At 71.7% G+C, this 15,482-nt stretch carries 11 protein-coding genes; 4 read left to right on the top strand and 7 right to left on the bottom strand.

Annotated elements, in window-relative coordinates; translation table 11 throughout:
• Nucleotides 1–32 precede the first annotated feature (32 nt).
• The 6 genes from RGE_RS18055 to RGE_RS18030 all read right to left on the bottom strand — a co-directional run bounded on the left by RGE_RS18055 (nt 33) and on the right by RGE_RS18030 (nt 11,057).
• The gene (locus RGE_RS18055) at nt 33–4,334 is read right to left on the bottom strand and encodes a translocation/assembly module TamB domain-containing protein (protein ID WP_014429891.1); all 4,302 of its coding nucleotides are present in this window, start codon (nt 4,332–4,334) and stop codon (nt 33–35) included.
• Nucleotides 4,335–4,484: 150 nt separating this feature from the next.
• Entirely contained in the window at nt 4,485–6,329 is a 1,845-nt protein-coding gene (locus tag RGE_RS18050) for an autotransporter assembly complex protein TamA (RefSeq protein WP_014429889.1), read from the bottom strand.
• On the bottom strand, nt 6,326–7,498 hold the full coding sequence (locus RGE_RS18045; protein ID WP_014429888.1) for a vWA domain-containing protein: 1,173 nt from the start codon (nt 7,496–7,498) through the stop codon (nt 6,326–6,328). Before RGE_RS18045 ends, RGE_RS18050 begins: the two co-directional genes overlap by 4 nt.
• A 63-nt stretch (nt 7,499–7,561) precedes the next feature.
• Nucleotides 7,562–9,601 (bottom strand): S9 family peptidase, encoded by a 2,040-nt coding sequence (locus RGE_RS18040; RefSeq protein WP_043784263.1) that lies wholly within the window; start codon nt 9,599–9,601, stop codon nt 7,562–7,564.
• Nucleotides 9,598–10,188: a GNAT family N-acetyltransferase gene (locus tag RGE_RS18035; protein WP_014429886.1), complete on the bottom strand. Its 591-nt coding sequence runs from the start codon at nt 10,186–10,188 to the stop codon at nt 9,598–9,600. The genes RGE_RS18040 and RGE_RS18035 overlap by 4 nt, the downstream gene beginning before the upstream one ends.
• Nucleotides 10,189–10,202: 14 nt before the next feature.
• Nucleotides 10,203–11,057: an AAA family ATPase gene (locus tag RGE_RS18030; RefSeq protein WP_014429885.1), complete on the bottom strand. Its 855-nt coding sequence runs from the start codon at nt 11,055–11,057 to the stop codon at nt 10,203–10,205.
• Between the two features lie 82 nt (nt 11,058–11,139).
• Here RGE_RS18030 and RGE_RS18025 point away from each other — a divergent pair, with 82 nt between their 5' ends.
• From RGE_RS18025 to RGE_RS18010, 4 genes are all read left to right on the top strand, one after another.
• Nucleotides 11,140–11,775, top strand: coding sequence for a c-type cytochrome (locus RGE_RS18025; protein ID WP_014429884.1), 636 nt, complete (start codon nt 11,140–11,142; stop codon nt 11,773–11,775).
• Between the two features lie 116 nt (nt 11,776–11,891).
• The gene (locus tag RGE_RS18020; RefSeq protein WP_014429883.1) at nt 11,892–13,124 is read left to right on the top strand and encodes an HD-GYP domain-containing protein; all 1,233 of its coding nucleotides are present in this window, start codon (nt 11,892–11,894) and stop codon (nt 13,122–13,124) included.
• 70 nt (nt 13,125–13,194) lie between these two features.
• Nucleotides 13,195–13,386: a heavy-metal-associated domain-containing protein gene (locus RGE_RS18015; protein WP_014429882.1), complete on the top strand. Its 192-nt coding sequence runs from the start codon at nt 13,195–13,197 to the stop codon at nt 13,384–13,386.
• 62 nt (nt 13,387–13,448) lie between these two features.
• The gene (locus RGE_RS18010) at nt 13,449–15,023 is read left to right on the top strand and encodes an ABC transporter substrate-binding protein (protein ID WP_014429881.1); all 1,575 of its coding nucleotides are present in this window, start codon (nt 13,449–13,451) and stop codon (nt 15,021–15,023) included.
• A gap of 19 nt (nt 15,024–15,042) precedes the next feature.
• On the opposite strand, the gene RGE_RS18005 is transcribed toward RGE_RS18010, so the two are convergent.
• Complete coding sequence (locus RGE_RS18005; protein ID WP_014429880.1) at nt 15,043–15,474, bottom strand: DUF1841 family protein; 432 nt, start codon at nt 15,472–15,474, stop codon at nt 15,043–15,045.
• Between the last annotated feature and the right edge of the window lie 8 nt (nt 15,475–15,482).

The raw sequence follows: 15,482 nt of genomic DNA, 5'->3' as shown, positions 1-15,482 counted from the left end.
GGGGGCGATTCTGCCATCGCCGGCCGCCGGGTTCAGCGCGGCGCGGAGGCCGCGGGCGACGACGGTGCGGAGGCGGCCGACGGCACCAGCCCGGTGGCCTGGCCGAGGCGGCGGCCGGCGCCGATCAGCGGCCGGGTGCCGGGCAGCTGTTCGTCGTCCAGACGCCAGACCCAGATCAGGTCGAGCGCGTTGTCGGCGCCGCTCTGCGCCCGCAGCGTGAAGCGCTGGGCGATGCGGTAGACGAGCTGCCAGGTGCCGGTGGTGGCGTTGACGCCGCGTTCGTAGCCGACGTACCAGCGCCGCGAGAGCTGCTTGCCCAGCGAGATGACGGTGTCGCGCACTTCGGCGCCGGTGGTGGCGCTGGTCGTTTCGCTCTGGTGCACGCTCAGTTCGTCGATGCCGAGGTTGCGCATCAGCGTGTCGGTCGGCGCCTCGCCTTCGCCGGCCATCAGCGCGACGGCGGCACGCTGCAGCAGCGCGGCGTCGGCGCGGCCCAGGCCGTCGGAGGCGCGGCCCAGCACCAGCCAGGACAGCCGGTCGGTGTCGGTCATCTCGGTCTCGGAATACAGCCGCGCACGCGGGCTCTGCGCCGTGCCGCTGATCAGCACGCCGACCTGCACGTCGATGTTCGGCCGCAGCGCCAGGATGTCCAGCCGCGGGTTGTCCATCGCACCGGTGAAGGCCAGGATGCCGCGGTCGATCTCCAGCTTCTGGGCGTAGGCGGCGTAGGTGCCGTTCTCGGTGCTGACGCTGCCGTTGACGGCGGGTTTGCCGCCCGGCGTCGTCAGCCGCAGCTGGCCGCGCAGCTCGGTGTCCAGGCCGCGCCCGCGCACGCGCAGCTTGTGGCCGAGGTCGACGTCCAGCGCGATGTCGACGTCGCGCCGGGCGTGCGGCACGGCGGCGTCGTCCTCGGGCGGCGGCGCCTCGCCGGGGCGGCGCACCGTGACGTCGGCGTCCAGCGAGGGCGCGTCGGCGCGGGTCGCGTCGAACAGGCCTTCGTCGACCACGACGCGGCCGTTCAGCGCGAACTTCTGCGCGTCCAGCGCCAGCGTGGCGTTGCCGCTGGCGACGAGCTGGCGGTCGATGCGGCCGAGCACGCGGAAGCGTTCGGCGACGGCCTTGAGCTGGGCGTTGGGCGTGGCGCCGAAGGTCGCGCCGCCGCTCAGTTCGAGCTGGCCGTCGCCGCCCTTGAAGCGCAAGGTCTCGATGCGTGCGTCGGTGCCTTCGAGGCGGATCGCCACCGTGCCCGGGCCGACGTTGACGCCCTGCAGCAGGTTGCGCACGCCGAGGTCGCGGCCTTCGATCATGCCGGTGTACTCGGGCGCGCCGAACTTGCCGCCGATCGCGGCGTTGGTGTGCAGCCGCCCCGACAGCCTCCAGCCCGGCGGCACCCAGGCCGCCCAGACGCCGAGGTTGGCGACTTCCAGCTCCAGCGTGCCGTCCAGCGGCGCCTCGGGCTCGGGCCAGCGGCTGGCGCTGCTGGTGCGCACGCCCAGCGAGGCCGCCATGCGGCCGATGTTGCTGCCGGCCAGCGCCTGGCTGAAGCGCCACTGGCCGTCGTGCGCCGACAGCGCCAGGCGCGCCGCGCTCAGCCCCAGCGACTGGGTCGTGTTCTCGTCGGTGATGTCGAGGTCGCCGTCGTGGCGCTCGACGACGACCTCGGCGTCGAAGCGGTCGCCGGCGCGGATGTCGACGTGCGCGCCGGCGCGCAGGTCGCCGCCCCAGCCCATCGTCGGCTGCACGCGTTCGAGCAGCGGTGCCACGGCCACCGGGTCGACGTCCATGCGCAGCGCGAAACGCGGCGCGGCGCTGCCGGCCCAGTCGGCCTGCACGGCGTCCCAGCGCAGGTCGACGGCGCGGGCGAAGCGGATGCGCCCGGGTGCGGCCTGCAGGCGTTCGAGCGTGCCGCCGCGGCCGAACTGCAACTCGGCGCCGAGATCGCGGGCGTCGACCCAGTCTGTGCGCCAGTCGCTGCCCGGCGGCGCGATGGCGCCGCCGTCCCAGGCGCCGATGCCCAGGCGTTCGATGCGCCCGGCCCAGCGCCCGCCGCCGCCAGGGGCGGCGGTCCAGGCGCCGGTGGCCTGCAACTGGGCACGCGTGCCGGACATCGAGCGCAGGCCGAACCAGCGCTCCAGCAGCGGTGGCGGCGCCAGCGGCAAGGCGCCGGCGACCAGCAGATGGTGTTCCTGCCAGGTGCCGTGCAGCTCGGCGCGCAGCTGGCGCGCGCTCTGGCGTCCCCAGCGCAGCCCGGAGACGTCGGCCTGCAGCTCCAGCGGCTGCTGCGCCAGCCCGCCGGTGGACAGCCGCCAGTCGGCGCTGGCGGCGGCGACCTCGAGTTCACGCGAGCCGAACTGGCGCAGCTCCAGATGGCCCTGGGTCTGCAGGTCGGGCCAGCGCCCGCTGGCGCTCAGCTCGCCCCGCGCGCTGCCGCCTTGCGGCGCCCAGCCGGCGCCGTCGGGCAGCAGGCGCACCAGCGGCGCCAGCGCGGCCAGCGTGCCGGCGTCCAGGTTCAGCGTCCAGCGGTCGTCGGCGCCGTTGGCCGACGGCCGGCCCTGGCCGCTGGCGACGAGCTTGTTGCCGGCGGCGGCGGCTTCCAGGCGCACGCGGCTGCTGCCGCCACGGCCGCCCGATTGTTCGAGCGCCAGGTCCAGCGTCAGCGGCACGCCGGCCAGCATCGAGTCGTCGACTTTCAGCGTGCCGTGGCCGGCGGTGCGCTGCAGCAGCGCCGGCAGCGGCAGGCTGCGCGGTTCGGGCGGCAGCGCCAGGTCGAGCTCCCAGCCGCCGCTGACGCGGTGCGGGCCCTGGCGCCAGGCCGAACCGGGTTCACCCGGCCACCAGGGCAGCGGGTCGAACCCGGCCAGGGTGCCGCGCGTGGCGAGCTGCCAGCCGGCGTCGCCGCGTCGCGCGTCCAGCGTCAGCCGGGCGACGGCGGCGCCGGCGCTGGCGTCGAACTCCTTCAGCTCGACTTGGTCGGGCGCGGCGCGGCCGTCCAGGCGCAGGTGCACCGCCTGGGCGGCGCCCTCGACACGTCCGTCCAGCGTCGCGCGCAGCGCAGCGGAAGACGCCGGGCGCGGGCCGGTCCAGTCGTCCGGCGACGGCAGGCCGCCGAGCTCCAGCGTCACCGGGCCGGACAGCGTCATCGCCGGCGCGCGGCGGTCCAGGCGCTGCGGCGTCACGGCGTCCAGCGCCGACTCCAGCGTCAGCGCCGGGCCGTCCCAGCGGCCGTGGGCGCTCCAGCGTCCGGCCGGGCGGCCGTCGCCGGCGAACTGCAGCGCCAGGCGGCGGATGTCGACCTGGCGCCGGCTCTTGCTCGACCCCTGCAGGTCGGCTTCGATGCGCGACAGCGGCAGCCGACCGGCATCCCAGCGGCCGGGCAGGGCGTTGTCCAGCGCGACGTCGGCCAGCATCGGGCGCTCGCCGGCCGGCGGCGCGTCCAGCTTGGCGTGGCCGCTGAGCCGCGTTTCGGGCGCGCCGGCAACGAAGGCGCCGAGGTCCAGCGCCGTGGTCTTCGCGTCCAGCTGCGCCAGCACCCAGGGCGCGAAGGGCAGCAGCGTCGTCGACACCTCGGCCGACGGCGTCGCCTTGCCCGGCTGCGGCGTGCCACGCAGCGTGCCGGCCAGCACGATGCGATCCAGCGTGCCGCTGGCGCGGATCGTCGCGTCCAGCGGCGTGTCGGCGTCGATCGGCCGCGCCTCGGCTTGGCCGCCGAGCGCGAACGGGACGTCGAAGCCGAGCTGCGCGTGGCCGGCCAGGCGGGCTTTGCCCCAGTCGAGTTCGGCGTCTTCGACGCGGTACAGCAGGTTGGGCTCGCCGACCCAGGCCCGGGCGCGCAGCCGGTGCAGCTGGAAGCCGTCGACGTCCAGCGTCTCGAGTTCGGCGCGCTCGGCGCGGATCTGCAGCGGGATGCCGATGCCCGAGGGCAGGTGCGCGCCGTGGCCGCTGGGCGGCCCGGTGTCGACGATGACCTCGCGCGCCACGGCCTTGGTCGCGTCGATGCCGAACCAGGCGCGTGCATGCGGCCGCCACGACCAGCGCAGCCCTTCGCCGCGGAACCCGGTCACCGTCACCGACTGCCGCCCCTGGTCCCAGCGCACGACGACCTTGTCGGCCTCGAACACCTCGTCGAACAGCGCCCCGCGCGTGCCCTCCGCCGTGACGAACGGCAGCCGCGTGCCCAGCCAGCGCGTGCCCGCGTCGCTGTGCAGCAGCCCCCAGACACCGCCCACCGCCCCGGCCGCCAGCACCACCGGCACCGCGATCAGCCAAGGCCACCAGCGCCGCCGCCGCACGGGCACCGGCGCTTCCTGCGGCGTCTCCCGACCCTGCTCAGTCATCCCGTGAACCCGGCGCAAAGGTGGCGGTCAGCGAGCCCGTGCAAACGAGCAAGCACCACGCGATCAAGCTTCCCGCCGCGGACCGGCTTTGCCGGTCCGCTGGCGGACGGCCCCCTCGGGGGGTAGCGAGCGATAGCGAGCTTGGGGGCATCAATACGCGATCCCGACACTGAAGTGCAAACGAACGGACCGCGTCTCCTCGCCCCACGCCAGGTCCACCTTCAGCGGCCCCACCGGGCTGCGCCAGCGCACGCCGATGCCGGTGCCGATCGCCGGGTTCAGGCTCGTGAAGCCGTTGGCCGCGCGCCCGGCGTCGACGAAGACCGCGCCCCAGACCGAGGGCATGGACGCCGAGAGCGGCCGGGCCAGCTCCAGGCTGGTGGTGAACAGCGAGGTGCCGCCCGACTCGGCGCCGTTGACCGTCGGCGTCAGGCTGCGATAGGCGTAACCGCGCACCGAGTCGTCGCCGCCGGCACGGAAGAGCTGCGAATCCGGCACCGCGACGGCGTCGCGTTTGACGACCTGGCCCAGTTCCACCCGCGCGCTGCCGTACCAGGTCTTGCCGATCGGCAGATAGCCGGTGAAGCGGCCGTACAGGCGCGAGAACGGGCCGGTCTCGCCGGCACTGCCGTGGGCATGGCCCAGGCCGGTCTGCAGCGACACCGAGAAGCCTTCGGTCGGCAGCACGACGCTGTCGAGCTCGCGCCAGACGCCGTGGTGGTTGATCGAGTAGGCGATCGTGTTGGTGTGGATGTGCTCGCCGGTGTTCGTCCAGCGCGCCGAACGCTCGGCCTCGACGAAGTAAAGCCGCTCCAGGCGCTGCGTGTCCTTGGTGCGGCCCAGGCGCAGCCGCTGCGACAGCACGACGTCCTCTTTGCCTTCCTCGCGGTCGACGGCGCCGCCGACCAGCTCGCGATACAGGTTCTCGCCCGGGTGGGTGCTGACTTCGCCGGTCCAGGTCTGCTTCTTCTGCGCCAGCGAGAAGGTGTTGCTGGCCGTCAGCGGGTAGCCGAAGACGCGCCGGTAGGCGTGCTCCAGCGAGGCCCGCGGCCCGGTGTTGGCGCTGACGCCGATGCCGAAGGTGTAGACCTGCAGCGGCGCCTCCTTCACGTGCACCAGCACGCGGGCGTGGTCGGCCTGCGCGACGTCCGGGTCCAGCGTGACGGCGGCGCTGTCGAAGAGCCCGGCCTTCTGCAGCCGTTCCTGGTAGTCCAGCAGCACGGCCTCGGTCAGCGGCGCGCCGGGCTGCAAGGCCGCCAGATGCTCGACGGTCTCGCGCTCGTGCACGACGAGGCCGTCGACGACCAGCTCGCCGAAGCGGAACAGCGGCCCGCTGTCGGCCACCAGGAACAGGCGTGCGGCGTGGTCGGCGGTCTCGACTTCGGCGGCGGTGGCTTTCCAGCTGGCGCCGGCATAACCGGCGGCACGCAGCCGCGCCAGCGCCGCGGCCTTGGCGGCCGTCCAGTCGGGGTTGCGGAAGGCCTCGCCGGCCGGCAGCGCCCAGGCGCGGCGCAGGTCGGCCACCGTGTCGCGGGCCTGTTTGTCGCCGGCCTCGGCGGCGCTGCCCAGCGCCCCTTCGACCTCGATCGTCACGCGCTCGACGCGGGTGCGCGGGCCGGGTTGCAGCTCCAGCCGCACGTGGCGTTCGCCGACGTTGCCGACCGAGCGCACCATGATCACCGTCGGGTCGAAATAGCCCTCGGTCTGCAGCAGCTCGCGCACCTGTGCCGGCGCGCCGTCGATCAGGCGCGCCCATTCGCTGTCGTCCAGCGTGCTGCCCGGCGCCAGCGTCGCCACGCGCGCGATGTCCAGGTGCTGCTCGAGCAGCGCCTTCAGCGCTGCAGGCGCGTCGACCTCGACGCTGGCCGGCGGCGCGGCCGGCGCTTCGGCGGCCGATGCCGCAGCGTCGGGGGGCGGCGCCGCTTCGGGTTCGCCAGCCGCCAGGGCGGCCCCCGCGGCCAGTGCCGCGACGAGGCCCGTCAGCACACGCTTCATTTGCTCAGCAGCCGCATCGCGCCTTCGAGTCCGGAGAGGGTCAGCGGGAACATGCGCTGGTTCATCAGCTGCTGCACGATCGAGATGCTCTGACGATAGGCCCAGACGCCCTGCGGCTCGGGGTTGATCCACGCGAACCGGGGGAAGGCTTCGGTCAGCCGGCGCAGCCATTCGGCGCCGGGTTCCTCGTTGTTGTATTCGACGCTGCCGCCGGGCTGCAGGATCTCGTACGGGCTCATCGTCGCGTCGCCGACGAAGACCAGCTTGTAGTCCTTGTTGTAGGTGCGGATCAGGTCCCAAGTGGGCGTCTTTTCTGAATAGCGGCGCCGGTTGTTCTTCCAGACGAAGTCGTAGACGCAGTTGTGGAAGTAATAGAACTCGAGGTGCTTGAACTCGCTCTTGGCGGCGCTGAACAGCTCCTCCACGCGATGAACGTGTTCGTCCATCGTGCCGCCGACATCCATCAGCAGCAGCACCTTCACGCGGTTGTGGCGCTCGGGGACCATGCGGATGTCCAGCAGCCCGGCGTTGGCGGCGGTGCCGTGGATCGTCGCGTCCAGGTCCAGCTCCTCGGCCGCGCCTTCGCGCGCGAAGCGCCGCAGCCGGCGCAGCGCGACCTTGATCGTGCGCGTGCCGAGCTCGCGGGCGTCGTCGTAGTCCTGGTAGGCGCGCTGGTCCCAGACCTTGACCGCGTTGCGGTTGCGCCCCTTGTCCTGGCCGATGCGCACGCCCTGCGGGTTGTGGCCCCAGGCGCCGAACGGGCTGGTGCCGCCGGTGCCGATCCACCTGCTGCCGCCTTCGTGGCGCTCGTTCTGCTCCTCGAAACGCTTCTTCAGCGTCTCCATCAGCTCGTCCCAGCCCAGCTTCTCGATGGCCGCCTTCTGCTCGGGTGTCAGCTCCAGCTCCAGCGTCTTGCGCAGCCAGTCCAGCGGCACCTCGCGCGTGAAGTCGGTCAGCAGCTCGACGCCCTTGAAGTAGGCGCCGAAAGCGCGGTCGAACTTGTCGTAGTGCGCCTCGTCCTTCACCAGCGTCGCGCGGGCGAGGTAATAGAAGTCGTCGACCGAGCCGTCGACGACGCCGGCCTGGAGCGCCTCCAGCAGGGTGAGGAACTCCTTTACCGAGACCGGCAGCTTGGCGGCGCGCAGCGTGTAGAAGAAGTCGATCAGCATCGGCGGGAGGCGGCCAGTGCCCGGATTGTCGCGCCGGCGCGCGCGGCCGGCGTGACGAAACGCTCAGCGCTTGCGCGTCTTGGCCGGGCCCGGATCGTGGCGAGCCAGCCAGCCGAAGAACTCGCCGTACCACTGCTTCGAGTTGCGCGGCTTGAGCACCCAGTGGTTCTCGTCGGGGTACCAGAGCAGCCGGGCGTCGACGCCGCGGGCCTTCAGCGTGTTGTAGTAGGCCAGGCCCTGGGCGTCGGGCACGCGGTAGTCGAGTGCGCCGTGGATCACCAGCGTCGGCGTCGTCATCGCGCCGGCGGCGGCGTGCGGGCTCTGCGCGTGCACGCGCGCCATGTCGTCCCAGTACCAGGCGCCCAGCTCCTTGGCGTGCCAGCTGTAGGCATCGTCGGCGAACATCGCCGTCCAGTCGAAGCAGCCGGCGTGGCAGACGTAGGCGGCGTAACGCCCGGCCGGCACGTGGCCGTTCATCCAGGCGACCATGAAGCCGCCGTAGCTGCCGCCCGAGGCGAAGACGCGGCGCTTGTCGGCCCAGGGCTTCTTCAGCAGCCAGTCGGTGGCGGCCTCGACGTCGATCGTCTCGAGCTGGCCCCAGCGGTGGGTGATGCTGTCGAGGAAGGCGGTGCCGAAGCTCGACGAGCCGTGGTAGTTGACGCAGGCGACGACATAGCCCTGGGCGGCGAAGACCTGGGTGTTCCAGCGGTAGTGCCAGGCGTCGCCGAAGGCGGTGTGCGGGCCGCCGTGGATCAGGTGCAGGATCGGCGTCTTCTTCTTCGGGTCGAAGCCCGGCGGGTAGACCAGCCACATCTGCACGTCGTCGGGCTCGCCGCCCTCGACGCTGGCGGCGCCCTTGATCCAGACCTCCTCGACGCGGCCGCTCTGCAGGCGTGCCAGCAGCGCGTCGTTGATCGTCTCGATGCGCCGCGGCGCCTCGCCCGGCAGGCAGGCCTGCAGCCGCGCCGGGTGGGTGGCGCTGTCGGCCAGCGTCACCAGCGTGCCGGCGGCCTTGTCGAAGGCCTGCACCGTGCCGCCTTCGACGACGACCTCGGCGCGGCGGTCGGGCAGGTCGAAGCGCCACAGGTGCTGGCGGCCGCGCTGCTCGGCGCGCAGCAAGAGCGCCTGGCCGTCTTCCTCCCAGGCCAGCGGCGCCTGCACGTCGTGGTCCCAGGCCTCGGACAGCACCTCCCAGCGCGCTTCGTCGCGGTACCAGACGGCGACCTGGCCGGGCATCGTGTGCTTGCGGCCCTGGTGGCTGGCGATGAAGGCGACGCGGTCGCCCTCGGGGCTGTAGCGCGGCGCCGAGCAGTCCCAGTCGGCGTCCTGCACGATGACGCTGACGCGGCCGGTCTTCAGCTCGATCTCGGCCAGCGCGAAGCGGTTGTCGATGCGCTTCTCGGGCGCCGGGTCGAAGGCGAAGACCACGCGCTTGCCGTCCGGCGAGACGTCGAAGCAGTCGGCGTCCGGGTCGTGGCGGCGCAGTTCGTAAGGCGTGCCTTCGAACAGGTCGCGCAGCTTGGCGTCGCCAGCGTCACGGCCCAGCTCCAGCAGGTGCAGGTGCGGCACGCGGTCCTGCGGCAGATGGTGGTCCCAGAAGCGGTACTGGGCTTCGCCGGTGGCGTAGCCGGTCTCCTTGCGTTCCTTGAAGGCCTTGGCGCGCTTGGCCTGCTCCTTGGTGCCCTTGGCATCCGGCCAGACCCAGGAGACGAACAGCAGCCGGCGGCCGTCGGGGCACCAGCGGAAGGCCTCGACGCCGGTGGTCACCGTCGCCGCGCGGCGCGCTTCGCCTCCGTCGGGCGCGATGACGTAGAGCTGCGCCGTCTCGTCCTTCTGGCCCTGCTGCTCGCGCTTGGCGACGAAGGCGACCAGCTCGCCCTTGGGGCTCCACTGCGGCTGGCCGTCCTTCTCGCCGCAGGCGGTGAGCGCCCGCGCGGCGCCGCCCAGCGTCGAGAACAGCCACAGCGAGCTGGCGGACTTGTTGTCCTCCATCGAGTAGCGCGTGACCGTGGCGACGGCCTGCGCGCCGTCGGGCGAGAGGCTGGGCGCGCCGATGCGCTCGAGCTTCCAGAGATCGTCGACGGTGATCGGCTTGGTCTTCATCGGGGTTTGGCGAGCAGCCATTCGAGGTGGGTGCGGATCGTCGGCCATTCGGCCGCCGTGATGCTGTAGACCGCGGTGTCGCGCAGCGAACCGTCGGCGCTGCGCTGGTGCGCACGCAGGATGCCGTCGAGCTGGGCGCCCAGGCGTTCGATGGCGCGCCGGCTCTGCGTGTTCAGGCGGTGGGTGCGGAACTCGACGGCGATGCAGTCCAGGCGCTCGAACGCGTGCGTGAGCAGCATCTTCTTGCACTCGGTGTTGAGCCCGGTGCGCTGCGCCGAGCGCGCGGTCCAGGTGCTGCCGATCTCGACACGGCGGTTCACGGCGTCGACGTGCATGTAGCTCGTCATGCCGACGGCGCGGCCGGCGGCGTCGAAGACGGCGAAGGGCAGCATGCTGCCGGAGGCCTGCAGGCCCAGGCGGCGCTCGATCTCGGCGGCCATGCGCTCGGGCGCGGGCACCGCGGTGTACCAGAGCTTCCAGAGTTCGCCGTCGCGGGCGGCGTCGGCCAGGGCCGGGGCGTGTTCGGGCTGCAGCGGGACGAGCGCGGCGAGCCGGCCGCGCAGCGTGACGGGATCGGGCCAGCTCATCGGGGGCGTCGGGCTCAGCGGTTGTGGCGCTGCATGAAGACCAGCTTCTCGAACAGCGAGACGTCCTGCTCGTTCTTCAGCAGCGCGCCGACGAGCGGCGGCACGGCCACCTGTTCGTCGCGGCTGTGCAGCGCCTCGGGCGGGATGTCCTCGGCGACGAGCAGCTTCAGCCAGTCCAGCAGCTCGCTGGTCGACGGCTTCTTCTTCAGGCCGGGCAGGTTGCGCACGTCGTAGAAGGTCTTCAGCGCCGCGGCCAGCAGCTCGCGCTTGAGGTCGGGGAAGTGCACCTCGACGATGCGCTTCATCGTCTCGGCGTCCGGGAACTTGATGTAGTGGAAGAAGCAGCGGCGCAGGAAGGCGTCGGGCAGCTCCTTCTCGTTGTTCGAGGTGATGAAGACCAGCGGCCGGTGCTTCGCGCGCACCAGCTCGCGCGTCTCGTAGACGTGGAACTCCATGCGGTCGAGTTCGCGCAGCAGGTCGTTCGGGAACTCGATGTCGGCCTTGTCGATCTCGTCGATCAACAGCGCCACCGGCGTCTCCGAGGTGAAGGCCTGCCAGAGCACGCCCTTGACGATGTAGTTGCGGATGTCGCGCACGCGCGCCGACTCTTCCTCGCCGGCGAGCTGGCTGTCGCGCAGCCGGCTGACGGCGTCGTACTCGTACAGGCCCTGCTGCGCCTTGGTCGTGCTCTTCACGTGCCACTGCAGCAGCGGCAGGCCCAGCGCGCGGGCCACCTCCTCGGCGAGCATCGTCTTGCCGGTGCCGGGCTCGCCCTTGACCAGCAGCGGCCGCTGCAGCGTCACGGCGGCGTTGACGGCGAGCATCAGGTCCTGCGTCGCGACGTACTGGTCCGAACCCTGGAATTTCATCGTGTCCGCGAGGGAATTGGAGGGGGGAACGGGCCAGTATACGCGGCGCCTATACTGCGCCATCACACCACGAGGCTTGATCATGATCAAGGCTGCGACCGTGCTGCTGGCGCTCGCCGGCATGGCGTCTGCGGTGCAGGCGCAGGACGCGTCGGCCGGCCGGGCCAAGGCCGCGATGTGCATGGGCTGCCACAACATCCCCGGCTACCAGGCCAGCTTTCCGCTGGTGCACAAGGTGCCGAAGATCGCCGGCCAGAACCCCGACTACCTCGTCGCCGCGCTGACGGCCTACCGCAAGGGCGAGCGCAAGCATCCGACGATGCGCGCCGTGGCCGCTTCGCTGAACGACCGCGACATCGCCGACCTCGCGGCGTTCTACGCCGGTCTGGCTCCGGCGGCTGCGGCGGCCACGGCCGCTGCGGCACCGGCCGCGGTGGCGCCGCTGCTCGAGCGCGGTGCCTGCAGTTCCTGCCACGGCGCCGACTTCAACCGCCCGATCGCGCCGGCCTATCCCAAGCTCGCCGGCCAGCACCGCGACTACCTGCTGGCCGCGCTGCGTGCCTACGGCACCGAGCGCCATCCGCAGATCGGCCGCGCCAACCCGATCATGAGCGCCCAGGTCAAGCCGTTCACGGTGGCCGAGCTGCAGACGATCGCCGACTACGTCGCGTCGCTGCCGGGCGACGTGCGCACCGTGCCCGAATCCCGTTTCCGCTGATTTGCGCGGCGCTCCCGGCCTTGATTTCGCCGGAGCGCGATGTGTTCTGACGCATCATGCAAACGTCCGACGCCGGCCGTCATCGATTCGGCGCGGAGAGCGTTCTGCCTGCGTCCATGCTGAAGAAGATTCCGGTCACCGAACTCCGTCTGGGAATGCACCTCCACGCCTTCGAAGGTTCGTGGATGGACCATCCGTTCTGGCGCACCCGATTCGTCATCGAGGATGCGAAGACGCTGGCCCAGGTGCAAGACAGCGGCGTGCGCGAGTGCTGGATCGACACCGAACTCGGCCTCGACGTGCCGGCACCGGCGCTCGACGTGCGCCCGCGTGCACCCGCGCCGCCGGTAACGACGGCGCCCACGCCCGCCCCGGCGCCGCGCCCGGCCTCCACCTCGATGGCCGAGGAGCTGCAGGCCGCGGCCTCGGTCTGCAAACGAGGCCGCGAGGCCGTCGTCTCGATGTTCAGCGACGCCCGGCTTGGCCGCGCGATCGACGGCGAGGCCTGCATGCCGCTGGTCGAGGAGGTCACCGAGTCGGTGTTCCGCAACCCCGGCGCGCTGGTCAGCCTGGCGCGGCTGAAGACCCACGACGACTACACCTACATGCATTCGGTGGCGGTCTGCGCGCTGATGGTCGCGCTCGGCCGCCAGCTCGGCGCCACCGACGCCGAATGCCGCCGCCTGGGCCTGGCCGGGCTGCTGCACGACATCGGCAAGGCGCTGATGCCGTCGGACGTGCTGAACAAGCCCGGCAAGCTGACCGACCAGGAGTTCGACGTCATGCGCTCGCACCCCGAGCGCGGCCACGACCTGCTGCAGGAGGCGCGCGGCGCCAGCGAGGATGCGCTCGAGGTCTGCCTGCACCACCACGAGCGCGTCGACGGCACCGGTTACCCGCACAAGCGCTCCGGCGAGTCGCTGACCCGGCTGGCGCGCATGGGCGCGGTCTGCGACGTCTACGACGCCGTCACCTCCAACCGTCCGTACAAGTCGGGCTGGGACCCGGCCGAGTCGATCGCCCGCATGGTCTCGTGGAAGGGCCACTTCGACGAGACCATCCTCGCCGCCTTCGTGCGCAGCGTCGGCATCTACCCGACCGGCTCGCTGGTGCGCATGGAGTCCGGCCGCATCGGCATCGTCGTCGAGCAGAACGCCGGAAAGCCGGCGGCGCCGGTGATCAACCTCTTCTACTCGACCAAGTCGTCGATGCCGATCCCGCCGCAGCGGCTGGATCTGGCGCAGTCCGCCAACGACCGCATCGTCGGCCGCGAGCCGGCGCAGAACTGGGCCGGCCGCTCGCTCGACGAGCTCTGGCTGCCGCCCGAGCTCGCCCGCGCCCGGCGTTGACCCCGCGCGCCGGCGGCCTGCCGCTCGCGTTACCCTTCGGGGCGACAACAGCTCCAGGAGGCTCGCCCCCATGATCGAACTCACCCTGCCGACGATGACCTGCGGCCATTGCGTGAAGACCGTCACCGAGACGGTGCAGCGCATCGACGCCGCCGCGCGCGTGGCCATCGACCTGCCGACGCACCTCGTGCGCATCGAGTCCTCGCAGCCGGCCGAGACCTTCGCCGCCGCGCTGGCCGAAGAAGGCTTCGATGCCGCCTGAGCCTCCCCGGGCGCGCACGGCGCGCCCCCCTGCGACCGCTTTGCCACTCACCGGGAGAGACGATGAGATCGTGGATCACGTGCGCCGTGCTCGCCGCCGGCCTGGCCGCCGGCAGTGCCGGCGCCCAGACGCTGCGCTGGGCCAGCCAGGGCGACCTGCAGACCCTGGACCCGCACTCGCAGAACGAGATGCTGACCAACTCGATGAACGGCCAGGTCTACGAAGGCCTGGTCGGGCGCGACCGCCAGCTCGGCCTGGTGCCGGCGCTGGCCACCGAGTGGAAGCAGACCGGGCCGCTGACCTGGCGCTTCAAGCTGCGGCCCAACGTCAGGTTCCACGACGGCTCGCCGTTCACCGCCGACGACGTCGTGTTCTCGATGAACCGCGCCAAGGAGCCGACCTCGCAGATCAGCGTCTACGCCAACGCGGTCGGCACGCCGGTGGCGATCGACCCGCTGACGGTGGAGTTCCGGCTGCAGCAGGTCAACCCGATCTTCCTGCAGCACATCGCGGCGCCGCTGTGGATCATGAGCAAGTCGTGGTCCGAGAAAAACAAGGTCGCCAAGCCGCTGGACTTCAAGAACAAGGAGGAGAGCTACGCCTCCTTCAACGCCAACGGCACCGGCCCGTACATGGTCGTGAGCCGCGCGCCGGGCATCAAGACGGTCTACAAGCGCAACCCGAACTGGTGGGGGCGCTTCGAAGGCAACGTGCAGCAGGTCGTCTATACGCCGGTCGCCAACGACGCGACGCGGCTGGCGGCGCTGGTCTCCGGCGAGATCGACTTCGTGCTCGACCCGGCGCCGCGCGACGTGCCGCGGCTGCGCTCGACCGCGGGCGTGAAGATCGTCGACGGCCCGGAGAACCGCGTGCTGTTCATCGGCATGGACCAGTCGCGCGACGAGCTGCTGTACTCCAGCGTCAAGGGCAAGAACCCGTTCAAGGACGTTCGCGTGCGCCGCGCGCTGTACCAGGCGATCGACATCGAGACGCTGAAGACCAAGCTGATGAACGGCCAGAGCCTGCCCACCGGCGGCATCACGCCGTCGCCGCTGGGCGCCTACAACGACCCGGCGCTCGAGGCCCGGCTGCCCTTCGACCTGGCCCGTGCGCGTGCGCTGCTGGCCGAGGCCGGCTACGCCAACGGCTTCGAGGTGACGCTGGACTGCCCGAACAACCGCTACGTCAACGACGAGGAGATCTGCCTCGCGCTGGCGCAGATGTGGGCCAAGATCGGCGTCAAGCTGCGCGTCAACGCGATGCCGCGTGCGGTCTACTTCCCCAAGCTGGAGAAGTACGACACCAGCCTGTACATGCTCGGCTGGGGCGGCGCGATCACCGACGCCGAGGTCGCGATCACGCCGGTGATGCGTGCGCCTGGCGAGAAGGGCGTCGGCGCCTTCAACTACGGCCGCGTGAAGAACGACAAGTTCGAGGAACTCGCCAAGGCCTCCAGTGCGGAAGCCGACCCGAAGAAGCGCGAGGACCTGGTCAAGGCCGCCTTGCGCGAGTACACGCAGCAGGTGCACCTGATCCCGCTGCACCGCCAGGTGATCCCCTGGGCCGAGCGCACGAACGTCGAGGTCGTGCACCGCGCCGACAACTGGTTCGAGTACTCCTGGGTCACGGTGAAGTGACCCGGCCCGCGCGGCCGCCTCAGGTGGTCGCGCGGCGGCGAACGGCTTCGAGATAGGCCTGGCCGTCGGGCGGCAGGCCGCTCCTCTGCGAGGTCCAGAGCATCTCGCCCAGGCAGTCCATGACCTCGTGGTGCGCGGCGTGCAGCGAGTTGCGCCGTGCCGCCAGCAGCGCGACGGCCTGGCGGATGCCGGTCGGCTGGTCGATGCTGCACTGCTCCTCGATCGAAAGGTGCATTGACAGATGCAGGAACGGGTTGGTGCGCCCGGCGTCTATGGCGTAGTCGGCCGCCAGGGCAGCCGTCACGTCGGCGAGTTCGGCGTGATACTCGGGGTGCTCGGCGATCCAGCGTGTCGCGATCGCCTCCATCGCATCGACCGGAGCGCCTTCGCGGAATTTCGCATAAGCACCGCAGAAGAAGCGCCTGACGTCGGCCTGATTCGGTTGGAACATCGTCGCAT

Source organism: Rubrivivax gelatinosus IL144, assembly GCF_000284255.1.
Taxonomy (GTDB): domain Bacteria; phylum Pseudomonadota; class Gammaproteobacteria; order Burkholderiales; family Burkholderiaceae_C; genus Rubrivivax; species Rubrivivax gelatinosus_A.
The sequence above is the reverse complement of the archived record's forward strand: the minus strand, read 5'-3'. Positions and strand labels throughout refer to the sequence as shown.